Genomic DNA, 23127 nt, shown 5'->3' on the forward strand with positions numbered 1-23127 from the left:
TTCCAGCTACTGAACGCCAACCCTCTCATTGTTTCCATCGTTTTGTTTCCATCGTTAACGTCGTTATTACTCCGCAACGCTAACGCCAATACAGACTGCTGGAAAGTCTCCAATCGTCAAGGTGGCTCTGCCCATCACGTCAGCAGTTCATGAGCTCGAACATGCAGAGTTAACCGAACATGCAGAGTTAACATTTAGTTAACCTCTGTGTGCTGGCTCCATAAAGTTGCAAAAGCTACACCCAGCTCCACTCTTTCTACAGTACACACGACTTACCTCAACGTATCACAGAGCGGGCTTGACGACCACTCTGGCGTTGGGCAGCTCTGTTGGGAATTGAAAGCAAATCGACATGCTGCCAAAAATCTCCCCTTCTAGGCTTTCTCGCCTTCCGGGTGGCTGAGACCCGTCTCTAAGGGCTTAACGCGACGGATGGGCAGATTGGCAATAAGAGCAGTCGTTCCCCCTTCCGTAGCCAAATGAAACTGCATTCCCTCTGAATCTAGCTCCACATAGCGGGACACCACCCCCAAAATCTCCAGGCGCATTGATTCCAGCGCCGCCGGGGTGAGGTCAGCGCGGTCATGGGCCAAGATCAGCTTCAACCGTTGCTTGGCTTGCTGGCGGCTGTTGCCGGAGTGCCGAGAAAAAAGCTGATCCAAAAAATCGAGGAGCATAGGTTTTGCCGGCCTTGTTACTCAGTTGTGAAAGTTGTGAACAGGTCAAAATTGCCATTCCAATCTGGATAAAGTGGGGAAAAACGACAAAACAGTTGTCAGAGCACCTTTTGGTTTAAAAACCGTTTGGCCCGCTCCCAAAAAGACTCGCTCAAGCTGGCCAGCTTGGGAAACTCCACCGCTTCCCCTTCTAGCCGTCTGGCAATGCGCTGGATGGCCTGAGCAGCCAGAGTTGGATTGGCGGAGAGAACCAGGGGCTCCCCTTTGTTGGTGGAGACGATCACCTCGCGGTCTTCTGGAATAATACCCACCAACGGGATGGCCAGCACCTCCACCACATCTTCCACCGACATCATCTGGCCGGCTGCCACCATGTCCGGGCGCAGGCGGTTGACAATCAGCTGAGTCGATGAAATCTGGGCGGCTTCCAACAAGCCCACCACGCGATCTGCATCCCGCACCGCTGCCACTTCTGGGGTGGTGATGATGATGGCCTCGTTGGCCCCGGCAATGGCATTGCGAAACCCTTGTTCGATCCCTGCCGGACAATCGATCAGCACGTAGTCATGGCTGCTGGCCAGCTTCTCGATCAACTGGCGCATCTGATCCGGATTCACCGCCGTTTTGTTGCGGGTTTGGGCTGCCGGCAACAGCGAGAGATGGGGGGTGCGCTTGTCTTTCACCAAAGCCTGCTCGAGGCGGCACTCCCCGGCAATCACCTCTAGGGCCGTGTACACCACCCGATTCTCCAGCCCCAGCAGCAAGTCCAGGTTGCGCAGGCCAAAGTCTGCATCCACCACCACCACCGAGCGACCCAAGCGCGCCAAGGCAGTGCCCAGGTTGGCCGTCACGGTGGTTTTGCCGACTCCACCTTTACCAGAGGTCATGACGATGACTCGGCTCATACTCCTCTCCGCAGAAAATCCTGAAGGCTGGCGATGCAGATGACATCTTCCTGTAGGTAAACCACTTCAGGGGTGTTGGGCAGGGATCCACCTTCTGGCGGACGGGCCACTTGATCGGCAATGCGCAACTGAGTGGGCTCCAACTGCAAAGCCAAAATTACAGCTCCCTTGTCGCCGTTGGCCCCCGCGTGAACCAGGCCCCGCAAGCGTCCCCAAACCCAAATATCTCCTCCAGCAATGATCTCGCCGCCGGGGTTGAGATCCCCCAACAGGAATACGGATCCTCTGTGACGCACGGACATGCCAGAGCGCACTGTCGAACGTAGGTACAGAGGTGTGGTGTCTGGGGGAGCAGGGGGAACTGCCTCCAAAAGGGAAGATTGCTCCACAGAATACCCCAACGTCGCTGCTGCAATCGCTGTCGAGCGGGATCGAGTTTGAACGCGCCACAGTTGCAGTCCATGCTGGGACAATAGGGTAGCAAGAACTTGTAAGGTAGACACATCCAACTCTCGCTGTTGGCTCCAGAGGGTGAGGGGAGCGACTCCGGCCCAGTAGGGTTTGCGGCTGCGCAACTGCCAAACCAGGTTTTCCCAAAGCTCTTCCCAAGGTAAGGTGCTGGGCAAGTGCAGATGAATCCCTTGTGCATCCGACCGAAAGTAAACGCTGCCCGTGGCCCAGGAGTCTGGAGATGGGGAGATTTCAGGGTTCCATGTAGGGGATCCCGTCATGACCGCCCTTAAACGTCTGCCTGAATATAGAGCCCTATCCTATTCCATTCCCCCAAGCCAGGGGAAACTCTCTCGGCGGTTGCCCTTGATAGCAAAGCGGTTTCGCTTGGGTGGCAGGACAATCTTGCTTCGGGATCGCTAACTTGAGGGTACTTGATGGAGCCAATTCCTGATGTTGAAACCTCGCCACACCCTCAGGCTGCTCGCGCCAGCAGGACAGGATCCTCTCCTCTCCAAGGGGTGGAGTTCTCGCGCGGTGAGACCGGTCGCCATTGCCCTACTCAGCATTCTTGCGGCATTTGGGATGGGATCCCCTGCCCATGCCCAAGATCTGGGCCGTTTGCTGATTCATGGCCTTCAGTGGCTGCAGGTGAGCCAGTTGAACGATGCCCAAGAGGTGAGCTTAGGCCGCCAGATCGATATTCAGGTCAAATGGGGGCGCGTCCAGGGTAGAAGCTCGAGCTGCAGGAGCAAACCAAAGCAGCAACGCCCACAGAGCCAGTGCCGGCCACCTTGCCCAGCGCCAATAGGAGGAATAGGGGATCCCTGCCATAGACTTTGCTAACTCACTAGTGTACCGTCCGCTTTGGATTTTGCCAGGGAGTGGCTGAAGCGAAGAGGACGTCATAGCTGCGCAACGCTAACGCGACTGGCCGGCATCGTCTCAGGAACCGTTGGGTCACAGCCGGCGGATCTCATGCCAAACTTTGGTTTAGAATAGGTTTAGAATATTTTTAGATTCGAGATTCAGTCTCACTCATTTGAACTTGGGGAGGCCAACCTTTAGCCTTGCCAAGGATATCCCTCTTCTGCAGCGCTCCACTGGGATCTAGCTTCCTGCCCTTTCCCGTCCTGTTTTGTTCATTATCTCTATTATCTCTACCAACTCAGGAGTTTCTTATGGCCGTTCCAAATGGTCATTCCGGCACGCTTCCAGAGCAAGAGGCTTCTTCTATGGGAAAGGACGCCCTCCCGCTAACGCAAACGGGTAACGCTCTAAACCTGGCTCCTCTGCCTGCTGACGGGGCCTCTGTAGCTGCTCAGATGCCGGTACTGCTGGGGGAGAAATCCGGCCCGCCCGTGTTTCCCAGCCCTGTCAAGTTCAGCGAAATTGAGATTGACCACCGTCCGGTTGGGGCTTCAACCCTGAAAGTGGTGGATTACTATGCCGACGGACGTCCAGTTACTGCTGCAACTCTCAAAGTCGTGGACACCTGGGGCGAGGGACGCCCAACGGTTGCCTCTGGGGCCAAATTCATCCATGATCCCACGCTCAATCGGCCGATAATGGCTGATGGCCTGAAAATTGCCAAAACCTTTATGGGCAATCGCCCCATTGAGGCCAGCCCCCTCAAGGTGATGCGCTAGCCCAGATCCCCAAGGGGGGCCAGGGATCCCCTTGCTAACCTAGGTTAGGGCACAGCAGGGCAGTGAGCATGGAGATCCTGGCGGTTCTCTTGGGGCTGTTGGCGAGCTTGGGAGGAGGAGCGGGCTATCTGGCGGATCAGACGGCGCGGCAGCTTTTGCTGGATCAGTTGGATCGGGCAGAGGTTTTGGAGGTGCGTATTCAAAGCCAGCCCAATTACCGACTGCTGAATGGCCAAGCGGATCGCCTGCTGATCGCCGGTCGCGGGCTCTATCGAGCGCCCTTTCCCCGCATCGAGCTTCTGGAGCTGGAAACCGATCCGGTGGCAATTGACCCCTCTTTTTTCCAGGGGGCTCCCTTGCGCCTGACGCGACCTCTGCAAGCGGCGGTACGGGTGTTGGTGCGGGAAGAGGACTTGAATGCCGCCCTCAACAAGCCAGAGGTGCTCCGCCAGTTTCAGGATATCCGGGCCGATCTGCCCTTTGGGGGAGCTGGAAGGGAAGCTCGCCGTTTTGATCTGCGTCAGCCTCGAGTCGAGTTTTCGGATCCCAGCCGCATTCAGCTCTCTGCCCTCTTGGTGGAGAAAGACGGCGGTACTGAGCAAAAGGACTCCGTCCCGCTAACGCGAGCGGTGGAGGTGGTGTTTAACACCGGGATCCGCGTGGAAGAAGGGCGCAGCCTAAAGCTGGAGAATCCGGAGTTTGTGATCGGTTCTGTGCGGGTTCCCGATGAGATCTCAGCAGCGTTTTTGGGCGGGCTCAATGAGGTGCTTGACCTGCAAGAGCTGGAAGAGATTGGGATCCTGATGCGGGTGCTCAGCCTAGAGATAGAGCCTGACCAGTTGCAGGTGATTGGGTTTGTGCGGGTGGAAGGGTTGGAAAGGACCTCGTCCCGCTAACGGGGATCCCCATTGAGCAGGGATGAGCTCCCCAGGGCTGCGCTCTAGCAGGAGAGCTGCTCTGTCAAACTGGATAAAGATCAGCCAGGCTGGAGATGGGATTATGGCCTTCGATTGGTTTCGCCGCCGCTATACCGACTCTACCGACTCTTCTGGTGAAGCAGAGCCTTCGCCACCGGCCCCGGAACCGGCGGAGATCTCCCCGGAAGACTATTTGGCTTTTGCCAAAGCCGCCTATGCCAACCTGAAGGCCCGTGCTGCTGCCCAAGCCCCACCGGCAACCCAGGACTCTGTCCCACCTGCGCCAGCGGAAGGGATCCCTGCAGAATCCGTCCAGCCACAGCCACCGGCCTCGACTGAGGACTCCGGCCCACTTGCCCAAGCAGAACCCCGTGAACCCGTTCAGTCCTCCACTCCAACACAAGAACCAGCATCTCCAGAATCGCCCCCTGTGCAGCCGGCGGCAGCTCCCTCATTTTTCGATCTGGCTCCCCGTGCTGCTGAGCGTCTCCAAGCCCTGCAAGCCAGCGCTGTGGACGAGCCCAAACCCCAGGCGGCGACTGCAGCAGTTGCTCCTTCTCCAGAGACGGGGCCGGAAGAGCTGGTCTTCGATGAGGGCTTCCGCTGGTCAGCCGAGATCTTGGCGGCTCAAGGGCGCAAACCGGAAGAGATTTCCGTTGAGGAAATCTCCTGGCTGCAAAAGCTGCGGCGAGGCTTGGGCAAAACCCGCCTTAACCTGATCAACCAGTTGAAAGCCCTGGTAGGCCGCGGCCCTCTGGATCAGAAGGCTGTGGAAGAAATTGAGGCCCTGTTGCTGCAGGCCGATGTGGGGATCGACGCCACCGAGCGGATCATCCAAGCCCTACAAAAGCGCATGCGAGAGGAGGTGGTGCCCCCAGAGGAGGCCGTCAAATACCTCAAGCAGCAGATGCGGCAGATGTTGACGGTGGGGGATCCCACCTTTGCGCCGCAACGGGACACGCTCAACATTTGGTTGATTGTCGGGGTGAATGGGGCGGGCAAGACCACCACCATTGGCAAAATTGCCCATGTTGCCCGCGAGTCTGGATACCGCTGTCTGATTGCTGCTGCTGATACTTTCCGGGCTGCTGCTGTGGAGCAGCTCAAGGTTTGGGCAGAGCGAGCAGGGGTAGAGGTAATCGCCAATCCCTCTCCCAATGCCGATCCGGCAGCGGTGGTTTTTGACGCCATCACAGCCGCCAAGGCCAGGGGCACAGAGCTGCTGTTGGTGGACACGGCAGGCCGTCTGCAAAACAAGAAAAACCTGATGGACGAGCTAGCCAAGATCCGCCGCATCGTTGACAAAAAAGCTCCCGAAGCCAAAGTAGAAAGCCTTCTGGTGCTGGATGCCACCCAAGGGCAAAACGGGTTGCGCCAAGCCGAGGTGTTTGCCGAGGCTGCCAAGTTGAGCGGTGTGATCCTGACTAAGCTGGATAGCACCGCCAAGGGGGGGATTGCCCTGGCCATTACGCAGCAGATGAACCTGCCCATCCGCTTTATCGGCGCCGGAGAGGGGCTAGAAGATCTGCGGCCTTTTTCCAGCTACGAGTTTGTGGAAGCTCTTCTAAGCGAGTATTGAGGCACCCCCTCTCTGAGAAGGGCCATTGTGAAGGAGCATGACTCTAGTCAATAATAAGCTCAACTATACTGAAAATAATGTATAATATGTTCAGTACGGATTACTACCAGTTGATCTTTCTGTTTACTTTCGAGTCTGCCAACATGGTAGCCAAAGCAAAGCAGAAAATTGGTAGTAAGACGACACGGAAACTGCGCTTTGGGTATTCTACTCAAAGCTTTGCGGGATACCGCCATTCTGGTTGGAAACAAACAGAATGCTATCGCTGCATAGTTGAACAGTGATGTTCAGCAGTGTTCAGCGTAAATGTATCAGACACACAGATCCAGGCTTTGTTGGGCGTCGCCCCCGCTTTCTGCCCTGGAGTGCTGCAGTGGTGGGGGCAGGTTTGCTTTGGGCCTGGAGCGGGCATCGCTGGATCCAGAGCGGGTTGAACCTGGTTCGGGCGGGATCCGCGCAGGATACAGAAGCTTTGCAGGAATTTGTAACCACCTTGGCTCAGGTGTTGTCGGGGGTGCTGGGCTTTACCCTCTCGGTGGTGACCATTGTGGTGCAGTTGAGCGCGGATCGCTTCACGCCAAAGGTCACGGAGCTGTTTTTGCGCGAGAAAGTCAATTTCTACCTCTTCTTTTTCCTGATTTTGGCCAATGTGGTCAGTTTGTGGAGTTCGGCAGCCCTGGGCCTTTACGTTCGTGTTGGCGTTGCGGAGCAACACCCTCCAGGGTTGCTCGTCGGGCTGAATCTGCTGCTGGGCACAGCTTCGTTTTTGATGCTGATCCCCTACTTTCGCTTCGTGTCTCACTTTTTGCAGCCGGCTTCGATTATCCATCGCATTGAGCAGCAAGTGCGGCAGGCCATCCTGGGATCCCTTGCTTCCAGGAGATCAGGATCGGACTCCGGATCCAAGAGGGGCTATTTCTCCCGTTGTTCACTGCAACTGCGGCCTCGTCACGACAACGTTGTGCAGCAACAGCGATGCGCAGGAATACAGGGTGCCGTAGGCATAGCAACAGAGCAGCACTCTCCAATGGGCGAATGCTCGCCAGCTCATCAGCGCTGCCTCTCGGCTCTGGATGAAATCAAAAGCATCGCCACCAGCGCTCTCCGCCAACAGGAGGGAAGCATTCTCTTGGAAGCCTTGGATAGCCTGAAGTCTCTATGGGTCTTCTATGCCGCTCACAAAGCACAACTGCCCCCTGCCTGGTTTCTCTTTACCCCGGCTCTGCGGCGGGATCCGGACTTTGCTTCGGTGGATAGGGGCCTGCTGGGCCGGATCGAGGCAGAAGGATCCTGGCTGGAGCTGATCGCGTAAGCGGGACGGAGTCCTTAGATCCTGCGGCAGTATCAAGCCTTATTTGCCGATCGCGTAAGCGGGACGGAGTCCTTAGGGCTAAACGGCATGCGCCAGGCGAGCACCCTGGTGGCCATTCACAGCCGGGAGCTGGGGATCCGCGCCCTGGAAGCCCAACAACTCACGGTAGCGGGGTGGGTGATCAAGTTTTTCAATACCTATCTGCGGGCCGTCATCAACGCGCGAGACATCCGCAGCGGCTACAACCTGCTCAAGCAGTACCGCTTGTTGGCCGAGGCAGCCCTACAACACCGCCAGTCGGCTCTGGTCTTGCAGATTGTTGGCTACTTTCGCTATTACAGCCTGATTGCCTACAAAGCTGGCCTCTTTTTCCTATCGCGTAAGCGGGACGGAGTCCTTTCTGAAACCTTTGGCTTTGATCTGGGAATGTTGGCCCAGTCGAGCTGTGCTCTGGGCTCTGAAACAACGGAAGCCATTGTGCAAGCCTTGTTACGCCTGGATCAAGACCCCGTTCGCGTCAGCGGGACGGAGTCCTTAAGCGAGCAACAGGAAACCACCCTGCGTGGGATCCGCAAAACCCAAGTCCGCTTGGCAGCCTATCGCGTCAGCGGGACGGAGTCCTTTTTCCTCAGTCGTGGCCGGGAGGACTGGGCCAGGCTGTTCGCGTAAGCGGGACGGAGTCCTTAGAGCTCCTCTGGATCTCTGGAGCTTCCCTAAAAAATTCTGCCGATCGCGTAAGCGGGACGGAGTCCTTGTCTAGTCTGGTTAGAGCCGCCCCTTGCTGACTTGTCCCATCGCGTTAGCGGGACGGAGTCCCATGCGTCCTTTCGGCAACCCCAACCGTCTGGGCAGTTCTCCTAGCCGCAGATCCCTGCCGGGATCCAGCTCCTTCGTTCAGTTTCGCCGCGACCCACACCTAGTGCCCTTTTGGGGCCTAAGCCTACTAGTCATGGGCCTGGCGGTGCCCCTGTTTGTGCTTTCGGGGGCGGATCCCAGTTTGGCTGGCTGCGACGAGAGCTTTTATGCCCAAATGGCCCGCGAGCTGCTGCGGGGAGGGCATTGGCTGGGGCCCACTTTTTTGGGGGAGCCTTTTTTCGAGAAACCCCCTCTGCTCACCTGGAGCGTGGCCCTCAGTTTTGCCCTGTACGGGGTAAACGAGTGGGCAGCGCGGCTGCCAGGGATCCTCGCTGCTTTGCTCTCCATTCCCCTGGTGGGTTGGATTGGGTGGTTTTTTTTGCCGATGCGGGCGGCCTTTTTGGGGATGGCGGTTTTGCCCCTGTGCTACCTCTGGGTGCAGCAGGGGCGGCTGGTGGGGCAGGATGTGCCCTTGACCTTTCTGGAGCTGCTGGGGATCCTGGGGCTGGTCAACGGTATCCGCGGCCACAGGGTTTGGTTTTGGCTAACCGGAGTGGCCTTCGGGCTGGGCCTGCTGATGAAAAGTGCCATGATCCTGCTGCCGGGGGCGGCTTTGCTCCCCTATCTCGTGCAGCAACGGCGCCGCTGGATGGGATCCGCCCCATTTTGGCTGGCGCTTGGGCTGGGCTTGGGGATTTTTGGCCTCTGGCTAGGTCCAGCCATGCAGGTGTATGGCCCACAGGTGCTGACCACCCTGGTGGGGAAGGTGTGGGATCTGGGGCAAGAGCCCTTCCATGCGGATGCCACCGGCTGGTACTACCTTTGGCACATTCCCGTTCATGGCTTCCCGTGGACGGTTTTGGCTTTGGTGGGTGGCTTTCTCCTGGTGCGCCAGCAGCCGGGATCCACGCTGCTAATCTGGTCTTTCCCCCTGCTGCTGCTGTTGTTGTTGCAGCTTTATCCCACCAAAACCCCCTACTACACCGTGCAGCTTTACCCTTGGCTGGCTCTCTTGGCCGGGGTAGCCTTGGATCAAGCGTTGGCTATGCGGGGTCGCGTCAGCGGTGCGGATCGCGTTAGCGGGACGGAGTCCTTGCACTTAAAGCCCCGTCTGGCTCAGGTGATCTCTTGGGGCCTGGCAGCGGTGGGGCTGCTACTGTTGGGTTTGGGGGTGGCCGTCCGGCTAGGTGTAGACGGTCTGGAGCTCCTACAGCCTCATGCTTGGCCGCTGGTGGTGATGGGTGTTTTGTACCTCTTGCTGCCGGGGATCTGGAGTTGGCGGCGGGTGTTGCGCTGTGCCGGCGAGCTGTGGGTGGGAACCCTCTTGTTGGCCGGGATCCTCGCTATGATCACCATCGTCTTGCGGCCTGATTTCGGCAACTTCAGCCCTGCTTTTGCCCAAATGGATTGGAACCAAATGCTGCCCCCGTCCGTTCGCGCTATTCGGACGGAGTCCTCGACAGAGGCTGGGGAGACGGTGGTGGATATTGGCCGCAGCGGCTTGCCGGATGTCTGTCAGGCCCAGGCCATCGCTTTTTATACCCCCCATCCGGGGAGATGGGTGGATGATCAGGCTCTGCGACGAGGGGAGCATGGAGACTACCTTTGGGTATCTCCGGTGCAGGCAGAACAGGTGGAGATCCGGGATTTGGGGTTACAACCTCTAGCGGTGGTGGAGGGCTGGCAACTGGTGCGCCGTTTGGATCCCCTTTCGGAGTAGGGCAGCGGGGAGCCTCTTTGAGTTTAAAAATCTTAAGTTTAAGAATCCTAGGAAGTGTTAAAGCATGGCGGGAATAGCGGAATCGGGCCGGTCGTGGGTGTCTCTAGAGCGTACCTGGGTAATCCAGGGATTGGCTTGGCTGGCAGCGCTGCTATTTGTGGCGGGGGTGATCCTGCTGGCGGGGGCTTCACCTCTCCAGGTGGCGGCCAGCATGTGGCAGGGGGCCTTCGGCACTGAAGCTCAGTTTGGCCGGGTTTTGGCAACGCTGGCTCCCCTTGTCCTCTGCTGCTGTGGGCTGGTGTTTACGTTTGTTGCCGGTCTCTACAACTTGGGCATCGAAGGGCAAATGGTGGTCGGGGCAATTGCGGCCACGTTTCTGGTGCGTCTGGAAGCGGGATGGTTGCCGCCGCCACTGGCCATTACCTTGGCGCTTTTGGCCGGGATCCTGGGGGGGGCGGGCTGGGGCCTGTTGGCTGGGATCCTGAATGTGTGGGGGCGGGTCAACGAGATCTTCGCTGGGCTGGGGCTGAATTTTGTTGCCCAAGGTTGGGTGCTCTACCTGATCTTCGGCCCTTGGAAAAGGCCGGGGGTGGCTTCCATGAGCGGGACGGAAGTGTTGGATCCCCGTCTGTGGTTGCCCACCTGGGGGCGGTCAGAGGCCAGTCCGGTGGCGTTGCTGCTGGCCCTGTTGGCTTTGGCCCTGACGGTGCTGGTGGTGGGCAACACTCGCTTCGGCCTGCAGTTGCGGGCGGTGGGGAAAAACCCTGTAGCTGCTTTCCGGTTGGGGATCCCGGCTACCCGTAGGTTGCTCATGGCATTTGCCTGCTGTGGGGGCTTAGCAGGGCTGGCGGGCGCCTTGCAGGTGTTGGCTCTGTTCCATCGCCTCATCCCCAATATCTCCAGCAATTTGGGCTTTCTGGCCTTGTTGGTGGTGATGCTGGCAGGCTTTAACCCCCTGCTGATTTTGCCGATTGCCTTTTTCTTCAGCAGTCTTAACATCGGCAGCTTGCAACTGCCTCTCTCTTTGCAATTGGAGTCTTCTTTGGCCGGTGTGATTCAGGGATCCCTGGTGTTGTTCGTCTTGCTGGCCCAAGGGATCAGCCGCCGCTACTTCCTTGGGAAAGGTTAATGGCTTCGGCGATTTCTGGGATCCCTTTGCGTTAGCGTTGCGCAACAACGAGATTTAACTCCTATCCCGGGGGAAAACTTTGGATTTTTCTGCTCAGGACAGTGGTGCGGTTCCTCTGCCGTAGGCATAGCACCATCAACATTGGGAAATGAGGCTATCGTAGAAGGATGAATCGGACATCCCCTTTTTCAAATCGACCGCTCATCGGCGTTACCACCCGCAACCGCAATGACGAGGGAGACTTTGTAGCGCCAGGCCGCTATGTGGATGCCATTCGTGCTGCCGGAGGAATCCCCGTTCTTTTTCCCCCAGGCGAAAGCGAGCCCCAGGTTTTGCTGTCTTGGGTGGATGGCCTGGTGTTGACCGGTGGCGGCGACCTCTGCCCCAGCACCTTTCGCGGTAGCGGGACGGAGTCCTTTGGAGAGGATCCGCAACATCCCCAGGTGCGCTATGTGAACGCGGAGCGGGATCGATTTGAGGTGGCCCTGGCTCAGGCCGTGCTGGCCCAAGGGATCCCTGTTTTAGGCATTTGCCGGGGGATGCAATTGTTAAATGTGGTCAGTGGCGGCAAGCTGTTCGCGGTAGCGGGACGGAGTCCTTGCGGGCATGAAAGATGTCTTGGTACTCAAATACGCTCGTTAGGCTGAGGCTTTGCCAGGGCGGGATCCCTCTGCGGCAGCTCAACACCCCAGTAGCCAGCAGAAAGCTGCCCCATGCTAGGCTCTAGGCGGTGCTGCCCTAGTCGGCAAGGGGGGACTTGAAGGATATGAAAAAAAGGGTGGGCAGGGTAGTTTTCGCAAGTGCTTTAACTTTTTTTGCCAGTTCAATTCTTCTGAGAGCCTACGGTTCGCATTCAATCGAGTGGGCTCGCCAGTTCGGAACTCCTGCGAATGAGGTGGCTGACTCTATTGCTGTCGATCGCGCCAGCGGTGCGGAGCACTTTCGCGCCAGCGGTGCGGAGCACTTTGGACAGGGCAATGCTTGGGTAGCGGGAACCACTACGGGAGTCCTTCCTGACCAGTTGAGCGCTGGGAGCTGGGGTGCTTCTGTGCTTCAAGTACAGTCGCTAAGCCTGAGCTTCCTTCTCTTGGGAGAGCGGCCATGCACCGAATAGCTGCTTTGCCAGGGGGATGGGATCCTTCCCAATCCGGCGTCATTTTCTTGGAGCAGGATCCCGCTCCCATCGTTATCCTTTCGGCAGCCGATACGGATCTCACGGCCTTGAGCGCAGCCCTGCGCCTGTTGCCCGGCGATTTTCCGGCGGTGCGGGCGGCCAATTTGTTGCAGTTGCAACAGCCCCTAAGCCTGGATGACTATGCCGAGAGGGTGCTGCGGCGGGCGCAGGTGGTGCTCCTTCGCCTGTTGGGGGGAAGGGCCTACTGGAGCTATGGCCTGGAGGTAGCCAAGCAGGTGGCCGCCGAGGAGGGATCCACCCTGATCGTCATTCCTGGGGACGATCGCCCCGACTGGGATTTGGTGAGCCATTCCACTGTGCCCCTGGCGGTGGCGGATCGGGTGTGGCGGTACTGGCTGGAGGGGGGAGCGGAGAATGTGGCTGCCTGTCTGCTGTTTCTGGCTAGGGAGTTTCTGGGGGGCCAATATTCGGTGCCGGATCCTCAAGTGCTGCCTCGTCTAGGGATCTATCAACCCCCCATAGCTCCGCTGGCGGATCCCCAAGCTCCCAAGGTGGGGATTTTACTCTACCGAGCCCATGTTCTGGCGGGGAACATAGAGCCGGTGGATCAATTGGCAAAAGCCTTGGTGGAGCGGGGGCTGCAGCCTCTGTGCCTTTACACCTACAGCCTTCAAGATCCCGACTTGCCCCAGGCCATTCGGGATCACTTTGGCAGCCAGATTGACCTGTTGCTCAACACCACCAGCTTTTCTCTGGCGCGGTTGGACAGCCACCAGCCCGACGTGAGGCTGTGGCAGGAGTTGGATGTGCCTGTTTTGCAGGTAATCCTCAGCGGTGGATCCCGGCAGAGCTGGGAGAACTCCACGCGGGGATTGGGGGCGCGGGATCTGGCCATGAATGTGGCTTTGCCGGAGGTGGATGGGCGCATCATCAGCCGCGCCGTTTCCTTCAAGGCGGTTCAACAGCGGGATCCCCGGTTGCAAACGGAGGTGGTGGCCTATGCGGCTGTGCCGGATCGGGTGGAGTTTGTAGCAGATCTGGCAGCCAACTGGGTGAAACTGCGGCGCACCCCCCCTTCCCAGCGGCGACTGGCTTTGATCCTGGCCAACTACCCCAGTCGGGACGGGCGACTGGCCAATGGGGTGGGTCTGGATACCCCTGCCAGTTGTGTGGAAATTCTCAAAGCTTTGGCGGGAGCTGGCTACTCAGTAGATCCCCTGCCCCAGACTGGAGATGAACTCATCCATTGGCTAACCGAAGGCCAGACCTACGACCCCTTGGGATCCCTGCGCCCGGCTCGGCAATGCCTTTCTGCTGCCCTTTATCGAGAGTGGTTTGCCCGCTTGCCTGAGCCCATCCAGACCGACCTCGTCCGGCAGTGGGGGGATCCGCCCTCTCGAGATATTCCCGTGGTGGGACTGCAGTTAGGGCAGGTGTTTGTAGGCATCCAGCCCCCGCGGGGCTACGACCGGGATCCGTCCTTGAACTACCATGCCCCGGATCTGGTGCCCCCCCACGAGTACCTGGCTTTTTACCTGTGGTTGCGGCAGGTCTTCGGCACTCAAGCGGTGGTGCATGTGGGCAAGCACGGCAACCTGGAATGGCTGCCCGGCAAGGGATCCGCTCTTTCCGCCACCTGCTACCCGGAGGTTGCTCTGGGGCCAATGCCCCACTTCTACCCCTTCATCGTCAACGACCCAGGAGAGGGATCCCAGGCCAAGCGGCGAGCCCAGGCAGTGATTATCGACCACCTCACCCCGCCCCTTACCCGCGCCGAGCTGTACGGCCCCCTGGCGGATTTGGAACGGCTGATGGATGAGTACGTGCAGGCCCAACAGTTGGATCCCAGTCGTTGTCCCCTGATTCGCGCCCAGATTCAGGAGCTGGTTCGAGCAGAGCATCTAGACCAACAGTTCAACCTGGAAAAAGAAGAAGATTGGAATCGCCTGGATGGCTATCTCTGCGAGCTAAAAGAATCTCAGATTCGCGATGGGCTGCACATCTTTGGTCGAATCCCTGCCGGTGAGCAGCTTGTTGATCTGGTGGTAGCCCTGGCCCGCTACCCTGGCCACGGGCAACTGGGGATTACTCAGGCCATTGCCCGCGATTGGGGATGGGACTGGGATCCCTTGACCGCCGATCTAACGGATCCCTGGCCAGACAAACCGCCAGCCCAGTAGCTATTCCAGTTTCAAATACGGTTTGCCTTAGCTCCCCTCTCCCTCTGAGAGAGAGGTCGGCGGTGAGAGATTCAAAAGGAGTTGATTGGGATCCCCTCTCAACTCCTCCTGAGCTACCACTTGAACAAAAATTGAAGCAACCTAGAGAGACGGCTGGATCCTGGTGCTGCGCTTCAAAACAAGCTCAACTGAGAATCCCTTGCCCAGCACCGGGAAGCCTCAGCAGGCGTTTCAATAGCGAGATTGAAAACTCCGCCGCCGCTCGCCGCCACTGTTCGCGTTACCAGAGCGGAAACCTGAGGTGGGGCGTTCTTCCCGGGGACGAGCTTTGTTCACCTTGAGGTCGCGCCCCATCCATTCCGCCCCATCCAGCGCAGCAATGGCGGCTTGCTCCTCTGCTTCAGAGCTCATTTCCACAAACCCGAAGCCCCGAATGCGGCCTGTCTCGCGGTCAGTGGGGATTTGCACCCGCTTGACAGAACCGTACTCAGCAAAAACAGCGGTCAAATCCGCTTCTGTCACCTTAAAGGAAAGGTTGCCAACATAAATCGACATAGACGATCTCCGAAAGAGAGAGTAACAAAGGGTGAGATGTTCGGAGAGCCGTCTGCCAATACAAAACGTGAAAATCCGTCAAGACTAGAAGAAACGAGCACTACAACCGACAACGATCTCGTCCCCTATCCTAACACAGAAGTAGGGGCTCGCCACCCCGATTTTTCCAAATCCTGGGAAGATTGCCTTCATCACCCCGCCGCTCTGCCTGCGCTGATGCCATCTCAGCCCAGCTTCTCCAGCCTGGATCCCAGTAACCTCATCTGGGCTTCCAGCTCTGCCAGTTGTTCCTGACTGGCTTGCACCACTTCAGGGTTGGCCCGGTTGAGAAAATTGGGGTTCTCCAAGCGGGCGCGGATCCCTTGGGCCTCTTTTTCCAGCTTGGCCAGGTCTTTTTGCAGCTTGGCCCGCAGCGCTTCCACATCCACCAATCCCGCCAAGGGCATCAGCACCTGCACCGTGCCCACCACTGCAGCCGCCACCTGTTTGGGCTCCGTGGCCAGGGATCCCGTAATCTCCAAAGCCTCAGCCTTAGCTAGATCCCGGATGTAGGCTTGGGCAGCCCTGAGAATTTGCTGCTGGGTGGGATCGTCGGTAACCAGGAGGGCGGTGACGGCCTGCTGGGGCTTGAGGCCGGTTTCTGCCCGCAGGTTGCGCAGGCTGGTAATGGTTTGGATCACCAAGCCAAACTCCCGCTCCAGTTGAGGGTCGATCCAACTGGGATCTGGGGTGGGATAGGGCTGCACGGAGATAGAGGTGGTTTGGTTGGCCTGGGTGAGCAGCTGCCAGATCTCCTCGGTGATGTGGGGCATCCAGGGGTGCAGCAGCTTGAGAATGGTTTCCAAAACGGTGGCCAGCACCTGCTGCGCTGCGCGTTTGGAAGCCAGGTCTTCTCCCCGCAGCCGGGGCTTGACCAGCTCGATGTACCAGTCGCAAAAGTCATCCCAAATGAGAGAGTAGAGCAGGCGCGCCCCCTCGCCCAGGCCATAGGCTTCCAGCTCGGCGATAACTTGGGTGGCCGTGGAGTGCAGCCGCGACAGGATCCAGCGATCGGCCAGCTCCAGCGCTTCGGGGGCAGGGGATCCCAGTTGGGCAGGGGTTTGCCCCTCCAAGTTCATCAACACAAAGCGGGAGGCGTTCCAGATCTTATTGGCAAAGTTGCGGGCGGCCTCCACGCTGGCGCTCTCGCCGGTCTTGCGGTCGTAGGCCAGGCGGATATCCTGCCCTGCCCCCACCACCTCTTTGACCAGGGCATAGCGCAGGGCGTCGGTGCCGTATTTGTCCAGCAGCTCCAGGGGATCGATGCCATTTCCCTTGGTTTTGGACATTTTCGCCCCGTGCTCATCCCGCACCAGGCCGTTGATGTACACATCTTTGAAGGGGATCTGGCCGGTAAATTGGGATCCCATCATCGTCATGCGGGCCACCCAGAAGAAAATGATGTCAAACCCCGTGGACATCAGGGAGTTGGGATAGTAGCGCTTGAAGTCCTCGGTTTCTTCTGGCCAACCCAGGGTTGAAAAGGGCCACAGGGCAGAGCTAAACCAGGTATCCAACACATCCGGATCCTGTTCCACCCGCTCGACTTCTGGGCCAAACTTTTCCCGGGCCTTGAGCAGCGCTTCCTCGCCGTTGCGGGCCACCACAAAAGCTTGGGGATCCTCGAGAAGCTGGCCATTGAGGACTGGATACCAAGCTGGGATCTGATGGCCCCACCACAACTGCCGAGAAATGCACCAGGGGCGCAGCTTTTCCAGCCAGCCCGTGTAGACTTTGGTCCAGCGCTCAGGGATAAAGCGGGGGCTATTTCGTTGGTATTCCTCTTCCAAACAGCGAGCCCCCATCCCCGAGACATCGCAAAACCACTGAATGGAAAGCAAAGGCTCAATGGGCACGCCGCCGCGGTCGCTGTGGGGAACGGTGTGGGTGTAGTCCTCCACCTTCTCCAGCAGGCCATGTTCGGCAAACCACTGCACCACCTTTTCTCGGGCCACAAAGCGATCTAGGCCGGTGAAAGGATCCCCGTTTTCGTTGAGGGTGCCGTCTTTATTGAGGATGTTGATGAAGGGCAATTGGTGCCGTTTGCCGATTTCAAAGTCGTTGGGGTCGTGGGCCGGGGTAATCTTCACACACCCGGAGCCAAAGGAGGGATCCACATACTCATCCGCAATGATGGGGATGAGGCGATTTTTAATGGGCAGGCGAATGAACTGGCCGATGAGATGGCAATAGCGCTCGTCTTGGGGGTTCACCGCCACCGCCGTATCCCCCAGCATGGTCTCGGGCCGAGTGGTGGCCACCACCAGATACTGGCTGGGATCCTCGGCCAAGGGATAACGAAAATGCCACAGGTGGCCCTTGACCTCTTTGTCGTCTAGCTCAATGTCTGACACCGCCGACTGGGTGGCCGGGCACCAGTTCACCAGATATTCCCCCCGGTAAATCAACCCCGCCTCGTATAGCCGCACAAACGCCTCGGTTACCGCCCGGCTCAGCCCCTCGTCGAGGGTAAAGCGATCCCGCGTCCAGTCCAGCGAGAGACCCAGCCGCCGCAATTGGCTCTTGATAGCTCCCTGCGACTGCTCCTTCCAAGCCCAAGCTCGCTCCAGAAAAGCCTCGCGGCCCAGATCGAAGCGGGTCTTGCCCTCTTGGCGCAGTTGGTTTTCCAGGATGGTGTGCACGGCGATGCTGGCATGGTCTGTGCCGGGCAGCCAGAGCACGTTGTAGCCGCGCATGCGCTTGTAGCGCGTCACCACATCCGGCAGGGTAAAGGCAAAAGCATGGCCCATGTGCAGGTTGCCCGTCACATTGGGCGGGGGCAGCACCATGCTAAAGGCCTCTCCCGGCGCCTTGGGATCCGCCACGTAAAAGCCCTTCTCCTCCCAAAAGCGCTGCCACTTCGGCTCGGTCTCGAAGGGGTTGTACTGGCTGGGCAGGTTGGCGAGGGAAGGTGCAGCAGTCATGCGGGGGCTGGGTTGCTCAAAGGACTACCCTAACTAGGTTAGCAAGCTTACTCCCAGCCGTCGGGTTTTCTTTTGGGGGGTGGGCTTTGCTGGGGATCTCTCTTGACCTTGTAGTTAGCTACAGGGTTTAGGCTAAGAGAGCTTCTGGAGAGAGGGTAGAGAACCCGGCATGTCTGAGCTGCTGCGGGTGGGTCAGGTAGCCGAGAAGTTGGGCATCAGCCCCCAAACCCTCTACTTCTACGAGCGCCTGGGGCTCATCCCCAAGCCCCGTAGGACAGAGGGGGGCTACCGCCTCTACGGAGAAGCTGAGCTGGAGCGGCTAGCTTTCATTGCCCGCGCTAAGGCTTTGGGACTTACCCTGGCCGAGATCAAAGAATTGCTCCTGCTTCAGGAGAACGGGCAAGCCCTGCCCTGTTGGCAGGTGTACGTAAAGCTAACTGAAAAACTAAGACAAATCGACAAGTCAATCGCCCATCTACAGGAACTCAGAGGGGAGTTATCGACACTCATTGAAAAGTGTCAACAAAAATTTTCTGAGCAGGAGAAAAGTTCCTCTTGCGCTATCTTTCAACAGCAACAGCTTAATAACCCATGACAAGAGAACCCTTTTTCCCATTTTCTGCTAAAGCTTGGCAGCCCTTGTGTCCAAAGAGCGGGGAGCAAGGGATCCCGATTCAACTGATTACGCTGAAGAGCCTTCTGTCTTGTCAGGCTTTGGAGCAACTTAATGCTAACGCCAGCTATGCGTTTTGTCGGGATCCCCTTTGCCCCGTCGTCTATTTTTCTGAGGAAGGTCAAAGCTTTGGGGTTGACGACCTCAAGGTTCCCGTCTTTCAAAAAGAAAGTGGCGAGAAAGAAAGTGGCGAGGACGTGCCTGTCTGCTACTGTTTTGGATGGACGCGCCGGCGCATTTGGCAAGAGCTCCAGGGATCCAAAACGCCCCAGGCTATCCTCGAGGGGATTGCCGACCACATCAAAGCCAGGGGCTGTGGCTGTCAGGTGAACAACCCGCAGGGATTTTGCTGTCTGGAAAACGTCAGACAAGTCATCTTGGAGATGCAGCAAAGGAAGGCTGAGGAACAAAACCCGATTATTGGCTGAAATAGGCGTTGAGCCATTCCAGACATTCCATAAAGTAAAACACCAGCGGCCCGGTAAAGACGTAGCTATCGCCCCGATCCAAAATGCCGCCGTGGCCGGGAATGAGATCCCCGGAGTCTTTTACTCCCGCATCTCGTTTCATGAGGGACTCGGTGAGATCCCCCAGCAGGCTAGTTAACCCAATCAAAAACCCCAGCACGCTGCCGCTCAGCCAGCTCCAGGGCCAGCTCAGAGCGTGGGCTCCGGCCACGGCCAGGGTCATGCTGGCGGCAATCCCGGCTACCGCCCCTTCCACCGTCTTTTTCGGGCTGAGGATGGAGAGCTTGGTGCGCCCAAAGGCCCGACCACACAGGTAGGCCCCTACATCTGCGGCGATCACGCAGCCAATGGCCAGCAGCGTAATCCATAGCCCTTCGCCCAGCCCTTGCGCAAAAGACAAGGCCCTGACCCGAATCCAAAAACTGGGCAGCAGAGCACAGTAAAACAGTCCCAAAATTGAGGTGGCAATATCGGCAATGGTGGCCACCTTGGGCTTAAAGAGCAAATAAAAACAGATGATCGATCCCGCCACGATAAAGGCAGGGCTGGTCCACTCCGGCCTCACCTGCTGCAAAATCACCAGCACCTGGCTGGAAAACATGGTGGTGCGCATGGCCGGCGCATTGCCTTTGGCTTGCACCAAGCGAAAAAACTCCAACTGGGCCAAAAAAATGATTAGCCCAATGGCTGCAGTAAAATACCAGCCCCCTAGCAGGGTGACCGCCAACGCAAACAACACCGCCGCAAAACCGCTAACCCAACGGGCTCCCATGGGCGCACCCCGTCACGTTGGCTGGCCAAATACCTCTTGCCCCCGGCTCCAGCAGATCGACGTCCAAGCCGAGAGCAGAAGAAACCCCCCCTCTGGTGTTCAAGATTCGCGTTTGCGGGACGGAGTCCTGATGCGGCTGCTGCAATGGAAACGCCTCTTGCCCTAGCCTTTCAGTTTAACTCCCTTGGCCTCGAAACAACCGCTTTCGGCCCTGCAGGATGGGATTTCCAGGTAAGGTGGCAGACAGACTGGAGCATGAGATAATGGGCAAACCGCAAAGCTCACTGCTGACCGCCTAAGATACCTCTGATTCGTTGCACCGCAGCATGGTTCAAGAACTTACTTCGCGCTCCACAACTGCTCGCATTTCTGCCGAAGAGGCTCGTCTTCTTTATGAAGACATGGTGCTGGGCCGCCTGTTTGAAGACAAGTGCGCCGAAATGTACTACAAGGGCAAGATGTTCGGCTTTGTGCATCTGTACAACGGCCAGGAGGCCGTCTCTACGGGGGTGATCAAGGCGCTCAAGCCCACCGACTACGTGTGCAGCACCTACCGCGATCATGTGCATGCCCTCAGCACCGGGATCCCGCCGCGGGCGGTCATGGCAGAGTTGTTCGGCAAGGCCACCGGCTGCAGCAAGGGTCGGGGTGGTTCCATGCACCTCTTCTCGGCGGAGCACAATTTCTTGGGGGGCTATGCCTTCGTGGCCGAAGGGATCCCAGTGGCGACGGGGGCTGCTTTTTCTGCCAAATATCGGGGCACCGACCAGGTAACCGCCTGCTTCTTCGGGGATGGAGCCTGCAACAACGGCCAGTTTTACGAGTGCCTCAACATGGCTGCCCTCTGGAAGTTGCCCATCATCTATGTGGTGGAAAATAACTTCTGGGCTATTGGCATGGCCCATGAACGCGCCACTTCCGACACCGATATTTACCGCAAAGGCCCGGCTTTTGGCATGCCCGGCTACCAGGTGGATGGGATGGATGTGCTAGCAGTGCGAGAGGCCGCCCAACAGGCCATCGCCCGCGCCCGTGCCGGAGAAGGCCCCACCTTGCTGGAGTGCATCACCTATCGTTTCCGGGGCCATTCTCTGGCCGACCCTGACGAGCTGCGCAGTCCTGAGGAAAAAGAGTTCTGGCGGCAGCGGGATCCCATCAAGCAACTGGAACGCTATGCCCTGGAGCACAACCTAATGACCGAGGCAGACTTCCAAGCCATCCACGCGGAGGTCAGCGCCGTGATTGAGGACGCGGTTCTTTTCGCCCTGGAAAGCCCAGAGCCCACTCTGGACGAGCTGCACCGTTTTGTCTTTGCCGAAGACGAGTAGATCCTGGCCACTTCCCCGGTAGCGGGGGAGTCGCTTGCCGGGGGATCCCCACAAGGTTCTCTGGCCAACTCGGGTGGCCCATCCACCTGGCGGAGTGCTGTCCTGCTGGATCCCTCGAGGCTCCTCGAGGATCGGCATCAGAGAAACTTTCTCGAGATCTGCGCGATGGCGCAGATTTTTTTGTAAATATCGCTTCCCATTTGTTTACACAGCTTCATATCATTGAGATATCGAGCATGAGTATTTATTCCCGGTCATGAGCAATTCTCTTGAGTTTCCCTGGCTGTCGGTGCTGGTGCTCTTGCCTCTGCTGGCAGCCTTCGGGATCCCCTTGATCCCCCAGAGCCGTTGGGTGCGTTGGTATGCCCTCGCTGTGGGGGCTTTTGATTTGGGCCTGATGGCCTATGTCTTTGCGCGGCACTATGACCTGCAGGACTTTTCTCTGCAACTGGCGGAGCGCTACGCCTGGGTGCCCCAAATTGGGTTCCACTGGTCGCTGGCGGTGGACGGCCTGTCCTTGCCGCTGGTGTTGCTGTCGGGTTTGATCACGACCCTGTCGATTGTGGCGGCTTGGAATCTCTCCCACAAGCCGCGTTTGTTTTTCTTCCTGCTGCTGCTGATGTACGGCGCCCAGGTGGGCGTATTTCTGGCGCAGGACATGCTTCTATTCTTCCTGATGTGGGAGATCGAGCTGGTGCCGGTCTATCTGCTCATCTCCATCTGGGGTGGGCCGAAGCGCCAGTACGCCGCCACCAAGTTCATCCTCTACACCGCCGCCGCCTCCATTTTTATCTTGGTGGGATCCCTGGCAATGGCCTTCTATGGCGAGGGCTTTAGCCTGGAGATGGCAGAGCTGAGCGCTAAGTCTTACCCGGTGGCCTTGGAGCTGTTGGCCTATGCGGCTTTGCTGATCGCCTTTGGGGTGAAGCTGCCGATTTTCCCGCTGCACACCTGGCTGCCGGATGCCCACAGCGAAGCCTCTGCTCCCATTTCCATGATCTTGGCGGGGGTTCTGCTCAAGATGGGGGGCTATGGCCTGATCCGCATGAATGTGGGCATGTTGTCGGAAGCCCACGTGTACTTCGCCCCGGTGCTGGCGGTGTTGGGTGTGGTGAACATCATTTACGGGGCGTTGGCGGCCTTTGGTCAGAACCATCTCAAGCGGCGCTTGGCCTATTCGTCCATTGCCCACATGGGCTTTGTGTTGATCGGGATCTCCGCCTTCACGGAGCTGGGCATCAATGGGGCAGTGCTGCAGATGATCTCCCACGGTCTGATCGCTGCAGTTTTGTTCTTCCTGACGGGGATCACCTACGAGCGCACCCACACCCTTGCCCTCGACAAGTTGGGAGGGTTGGCCAAGCAGATGCCGAAGGCTTTTGCCCTGTTTACAGCGGGATCCCTGGCCTCTCTGGCGCTGCCGGGGATGAGCGGATTTGTGGGTGAGCTGACGGTGTTCTTGGGCTTGACCACCAGCGATGCCTATGCGCCGACCTTCAAAGCGGGAATTGCCCTGCTGGCGGCAGTGGGCATCATTCTGACGCCCATTTACTTGCTCTCCATGCTGCGGCAGGTGTTCTACGGGGCTCAGGATCCCGGCCTAGTTTTGGAAGATTACCTGGGGGATATGCGCCCGCGAGAAATGGCGGTGGCCCTCTGTCTGCTGTTGCCGATTCTCGGCATTGGCTTCTACCCGCGCCTGGCTACCCAAACCTACGATGTCACAACGGTGGCGGTAGCTGCCCAGTTGCGCAGTGTGTTGGCAACTGAAATCGTTCAGCGGCCTTTCTTCCCCTCGCCAGTGCAATCGGCTCAGGTGGCGGCTTTGCCTCTGGAGGATTAAAGGGGGGTCGAGACTCGG

General features: G+C 58.3%; 20 protein-coding genes and 1 pseudogene. 14 read left to right on the forward strand and 7 right to left on the reverse strand.

What is annotated here, in order from left to right:
• Positions 1-374: 374 nt before the first annotated feature.
• From minE to ACVWXZ_RS04745, 4 genes are all read right to left on the reverse strand, one after another.
• Positions 375-677 (reverse strand): cell division topological specificity factor MinE, encoded by a 303-nt coding sequence (minE, locus tag ACVWXZ_RS04730; RefSeq protein ID WP_414412932.1) that lies wholly within the window; start codon positions 675-677, stop codon positions 375-377.
• A gap of 98 nt (positions 678-775) precedes the next feature.
• A complete protein-coding gene (gene minD / locus ACVWXZ_RS04735; RefSeq protein ID WP_414356180.1) occupies positions 776-1582 on the reverse strand; it encodes a septum site-determining protein MinD in 807 nt (268 codons plus the stop codon).
• Positions 1579-2313 carry a septum site-determining protein MinC gene (gene minC, locus ACVWXZ_RS04740; RefSeq protein WP_457482218.1) on the reverse strand — a complete coding sequence of 245 codons (735 nt, stop codon included), beginning with the start codon at positions 2311-2313 and terminating at the stop codon, positions 1579-1581. The genes minD and minC overlap by 4 nt, the downstream gene beginning before the upstream one ends.
• A 403-nt stretch (positions 2314-2716) precedes the next feature.
• Entirely contained in the window at positions 2717-2866 is a 150-nt protein-coding gene (locus ACVWXZ_RS04745; protein ID WP_457482219.1) for a hypothetical protein, read from the reverse strand.
• A 347-nt stretch (positions 2867-3213) separates the two neighbouring features.
• Here ACVWXZ_RS04745 and ACVWXZ_RS04750 point away from each other — a divergent pair, with 347 nt between their 5' ends.
• The 10 genes and pseudogenes from ACVWXZ_RS04750 to cobN all read left to right on the forward strand — a co-directional run bounded on the left by ACVWXZ_RS04750 (position 3214) and on the right by cobN (position 14508).
• A complete protein-coding gene (locus ACVWXZ_RS04750; RefSeq protein ID WP_457482220.1) occupies positions 3214-3681 on the forward strand; it encodes a hypothetical protein in 468 nt (155 codons plus the stop codon).
• Between the two features lie 68 nt (positions 3682-3749).
• The gene (locus ACVWXZ_RS04755) at positions 3750-4577 is read left to right on the forward strand and encodes an LmeA family phospholipid-binding protein (RefSeq protein ID WP_457403219.1); all 828 of its coding nucleotides are present in this window, start codon (positions 3750-3752) and stop codon (positions 4575-4577) included.
• A 103-nt stretch (positions 4578-4680) separates the two neighbouring features.
• Positions 4681-6177 (forward strand): signal recognition particle-docking protein FtsY, encoded by a 1497-nt coding sequence (gene ftsY, locus ACVWXZ_RS04760; protein WP_457403221.1) that lies wholly within the window; start codon positions 4681-4683, stop codon positions 6175-6177.
• A gap of 89 nt (positions 6178-6266) precedes the next feature.
• Positions 6267-6450, forward strand: a pseudogene (locus ACVWXZ_RS04765) (hypothetical protein); the annotation flags it as partial.
• A 10-nt stretch (positions 6451-6460) separates the two neighbouring features.
• Positions 6461-7489, forward strand: coding sequence for a DUF2254 family protein (locus ACVWXZ_RS04770; RefSeq protein ID WP_457403222.1), 1029 nt, complete (start codon positions 6461-6463; stop codon positions 7487-7489).
• Between the two features lie 87 nt (positions 7490-7576).
• A complete protein-coding gene (locus ACVWXZ_RS04775) occupies positions 7577-8158 on the forward strand; it encodes a hypothetical protein (protein ID WP_457403223.1) in 582 nt (193 codons plus the stop codon).
• Between the two features lie 148 nt (positions 8159-8306).
• Positions 8307-10064 (forward strand): ArnT family glycosyltransferase, encoded by a 1758-nt coding sequence (locus ACVWXZ_RS04780; protein WP_457482221.1) that lies wholly within the window; start codon positions 8307-8309, stop codon positions 10062-10064.
• A 64-nt stretch (positions 10065-10128) separates the two neighbouring features.
• The gene (locus ACVWXZ_RS04785) at positions 10129-11193 is read left to right on the forward strand and encodes an ABC transporter permease (RefSeq protein ID WP_011431976.1); all 1065 of its coding nucleotides are present in this window, start codon (positions 10129-10131) and stop codon (positions 11191-11193) included.
• A 167-nt stretch (positions 11194-11360) separates the two neighbouring features.
• Positions 11361-11840 carry a gamma-glutamyl-gamma-aminobutyrate hydrolase family protein gene (locus tag ACVWXZ_RS04790; RefSeq protein ID WP_414417175.1) on the forward strand — a complete coding sequence of 160 codons (480 nt, stop codon included), beginning with the start codon at positions 11361-11363 and terminating at the stop codon, positions 11838-11840.
• 454 nt (positions 11841-12294) lie between these two features.
• The gene (gene cobN / locus ACVWXZ_RS04795; RefSeq protein WP_457482222.1) at positions 12295-14508 is read left to right on the forward strand and encodes a cobaltochelatase subunit CobN; all 2214 of its coding nucleotides are present in this window, start codon (positions 12295-12297) and stop codon (positions 14506-14508) included.
• Between the two features lie 231 nt (positions 14509-14739).
• Here cobN and ACVWXZ_RS04800 read toward each other — a convergent pair whose 3' ends face one another.
• Both ACVWXZ_RS04800 and ACVWXZ_RS04805 read right to left on the reverse strand, forming a co-directional pair.
• On the reverse strand, positions 14740-15063 hold the full coding sequence (locus ACVWXZ_RS04800; protein ID WP_011431969.1) for an RNA recognition motif domain-containing protein: 324 nt from the start codon (positions 15061-15063) through the stop codon (positions 14740-14742).
• 224 nt (positions 15064-15287) lie between these two features.
• Complete coding sequence (locus tag ACVWXZ_RS04805) at positions 15288-18026, reverse strand: valine--tRNA ligase (RefSeq protein ID WP_457482223.1); 2739 nt, start codon at positions 18024-18026, stop codon at positions 15288-15290.
• A 169-nt stretch (positions 18027-18195) separates the two neighbouring features.
• Here ACVWXZ_RS04805 and ACVWXZ_RS04810 point away from each other — a divergent pair, with 169 nt between their 5' ends.
• Together ACVWXZ_RS04810 and ACVWXZ_RS04815 are read left to right on the forward strand one after the other, a co-directional pair.
• Positions 18196-18621, forward strand: a complete 426-nt coding sequence (locus ACVWXZ_RS04810; protein ID WP_414401614.1) for a heavy metal-responsive transcriptional regulator — start codon at positions 18196-18198, stop codon at positions 18619-18621.
• A complete protein-coding gene (locus ACVWXZ_RS04815; RefSeq protein WP_457385621.1) occupies positions 18618-19127 on the forward strand; it encodes a putative iron-sulfur cluster-binding metallochaperone in 510 nt (169 codons plus the stop codon). Before ACVWXZ_RS04810 ends, ACVWXZ_RS04815 begins: the two co-directional genes overlap by 4 nt.
• Here the strand turns inward: ACVWXZ_RS04815 and ACVWXZ_RS04820 are convergent.
• Positions 19117-19938: a phosphatidate cytidylyltransferase gene (locus tag ACVWXZ_RS04820; protein ID WP_457403230.1), complete on the reverse strand. Its 822-nt coding sequence runs from the start codon at positions 19936-19938 to the stop codon at positions 19117-19119. The genes ACVWXZ_RS04815 and ACVWXZ_RS04820 overlap by 11 nt on opposite strands.
• A 326-nt stretch (positions 19939-20264) precedes the next feature.
• Between ACVWXZ_RS04820 and pdhA the strand changes: the two genes are divergently transcribed.
• Positions 20265-21266 carry a pyruvate dehydrogenase (acetyl-transferring) E1 component subunit alpha gene (pdhA, locus tag ACVWXZ_RS04825; protein ID WP_011431966.1) on the forward strand — a complete coding sequence of 334 codons (1002 nt, stop codon included), beginning with the start codon at positions 20265-20267 and terminating at the stop codon, positions 21264-21266.
• Between the two features lie 256 nt (positions 21267-21522).
• The gene (locus ACVWXZ_RS04830; RefSeq protein WP_457482224.1) at positions 21523-23109 is read left to right on the forward strand and encodes an NAD(P)H-quinone oxidoreductase subunit 4; all 1587 of its coding nucleotides are present in this window, start codon (positions 21523-21525) and stop codon (positions 23107-23109) included.
• Positions 23110-23127 lie beyond the last annotated feature (18 nt).

Source organism: Thermostichus sp. MS-CIW-38 (genome assembly GCF_054058415.1).

Bases quoted from the DNA above. Each gene is read 5' to 3' on its own strand.
- minE (WP_414412932.1), bottom strand. From the start codon at position 677: ATGCTCCTCGATTTTTTGGATCAGCTTTTTTCTCGGCACTCCGGCAAC.
- minD (WP_414356180.1), bottom strand. From the start codon at position 1,582: ATGAGCCGAGTCATCGTCATGACCTCTGGTAAAGGTGGAGTCGGCAAA.
- minC (WP_457482218.1), bottom strand. From the start codon at position 2,313: ATGACGGGATCCCCTACATGGAACCCTGAAATCTCCCCATCTCCAGAC.
- ACVWXZ_RS04745 (WP_457482219.1), bottom strand. From the start codon at position 2,866: ATGGCAGGGATCCCCTATTCCTCCTATTGGCGCTGGGCAAGGTGGCCG.
- ACVWXZ_RS04750 (WP_457482220.1), top strand. From the start codon at position 3,214: ATGGCCGTTCCAAATGGTCATTCCGGCACGCTTCCAGAGCAAGAGGCT.
- ACVWXZ_RS04755 (WP_457403219.1), top strand. From the start codon at position 3,750: ATGGAGATCCTGGCGGTTCTCTTGGGGCTGTTGGCGAGCTTGGGAGGA.
- ftsY (WP_457403221.1), top strand. From the start codon at position 4,681: ATGGCCTTCGATTGGTTTCGCCGCCGCTATACCGACTCTACCGACTCT.
- ACVWXZ_RS04770 (WP_457403222.1), top strand. From the start codon at position 6,461: ATGTTCAGCAGTGTTCAGCGTAAATGTATCAGACACACAGATCCAGGC.
- ACVWXZ_RS04775 (WP_457403223.1), top strand. From the start codon at position 7,577: ATGCGCCAGGCGAGCACCCTGGTGGCCATTCACAGCCGGGAGCTGGGG.
- ACVWXZ_RS04780 (WP_457482221.1), top strand. From the start codon at position 8,307: ATGCGTCCTTTCGGCAACCCCAACCGTCTGGGCAGTTCTCCTAGCCGC.
- ACVWXZ_RS04785 (WP_011431976.1), top strand. From the start codon at position 10,129: ATGGCGGGAATAGCGGAATCGGGCCGGTCGTGGGTGTCTCTAGAGCGT.
- ACVWXZ_RS04790 (WP_414417175.1), top strand. From the start codon at position 11,361: ATGAATCGGACATCCCCTTTTTCAAATCGACCGCTCATCGGCGTTACC.
- cobN (WP_457482222.1), top strand. From the start codon at position 12,295: ATGCACCGAATAGCTGCTTTGCCAGGGGGATGGGATCCTTCCCAATCC.
- ACVWXZ_RS04800 (WP_011431969.1), bottom strand. From the start codon at position 15,063: ATGTCGATTTATGTTGGCAACCTTTCCTTTAAGGTGACAGAAGCGGAT.
- ACVWXZ_RS04805 (WP_457482223.1), bottom strand. From the start codon at position 18,026: ATGACTGCTGCACCTTCCCTCGCCAACCTGCCCAGCCAGTACAACCCC.
- ACVWXZ_RS04810 (WP_414401614.1), top strand. From the start codon at position 18,196: ATGTCTGAGCTGCTGCGGGTGGGTCAGGTAGCCGAGAAGTTGGGCATC.
- ACVWXZ_RS04815 (WP_457385621.1), top strand. From the start codon at position 18,618: ATGACAAGAGAACCCTTTTTCCCATTTTCTGCTAAAGCTTGGCAGCCC.
- ACVWXZ_RS04820 (WP_457403230.1), bottom strand. From the start codon at position 19,938: ATGGGAGCCCGTTGGGTTAGCGGTTTTGCGGCGGTGTTGTTTGCGTTG.
- pdhA (WP_011431966.1), top strand. From the start codon at position 20,265: ATGGTTCAAGAACTTACTTCGCGCTCCACAACTGCTCGCATTTCTGCC.
- ACVWXZ_RS04830 (WP_457482224.1), top strand. From the start codon at position 21,523: ATGAGCAATTCTCTTGAGTTTCCCTGGCTGTCGGTGCTGGTGCTCTTG.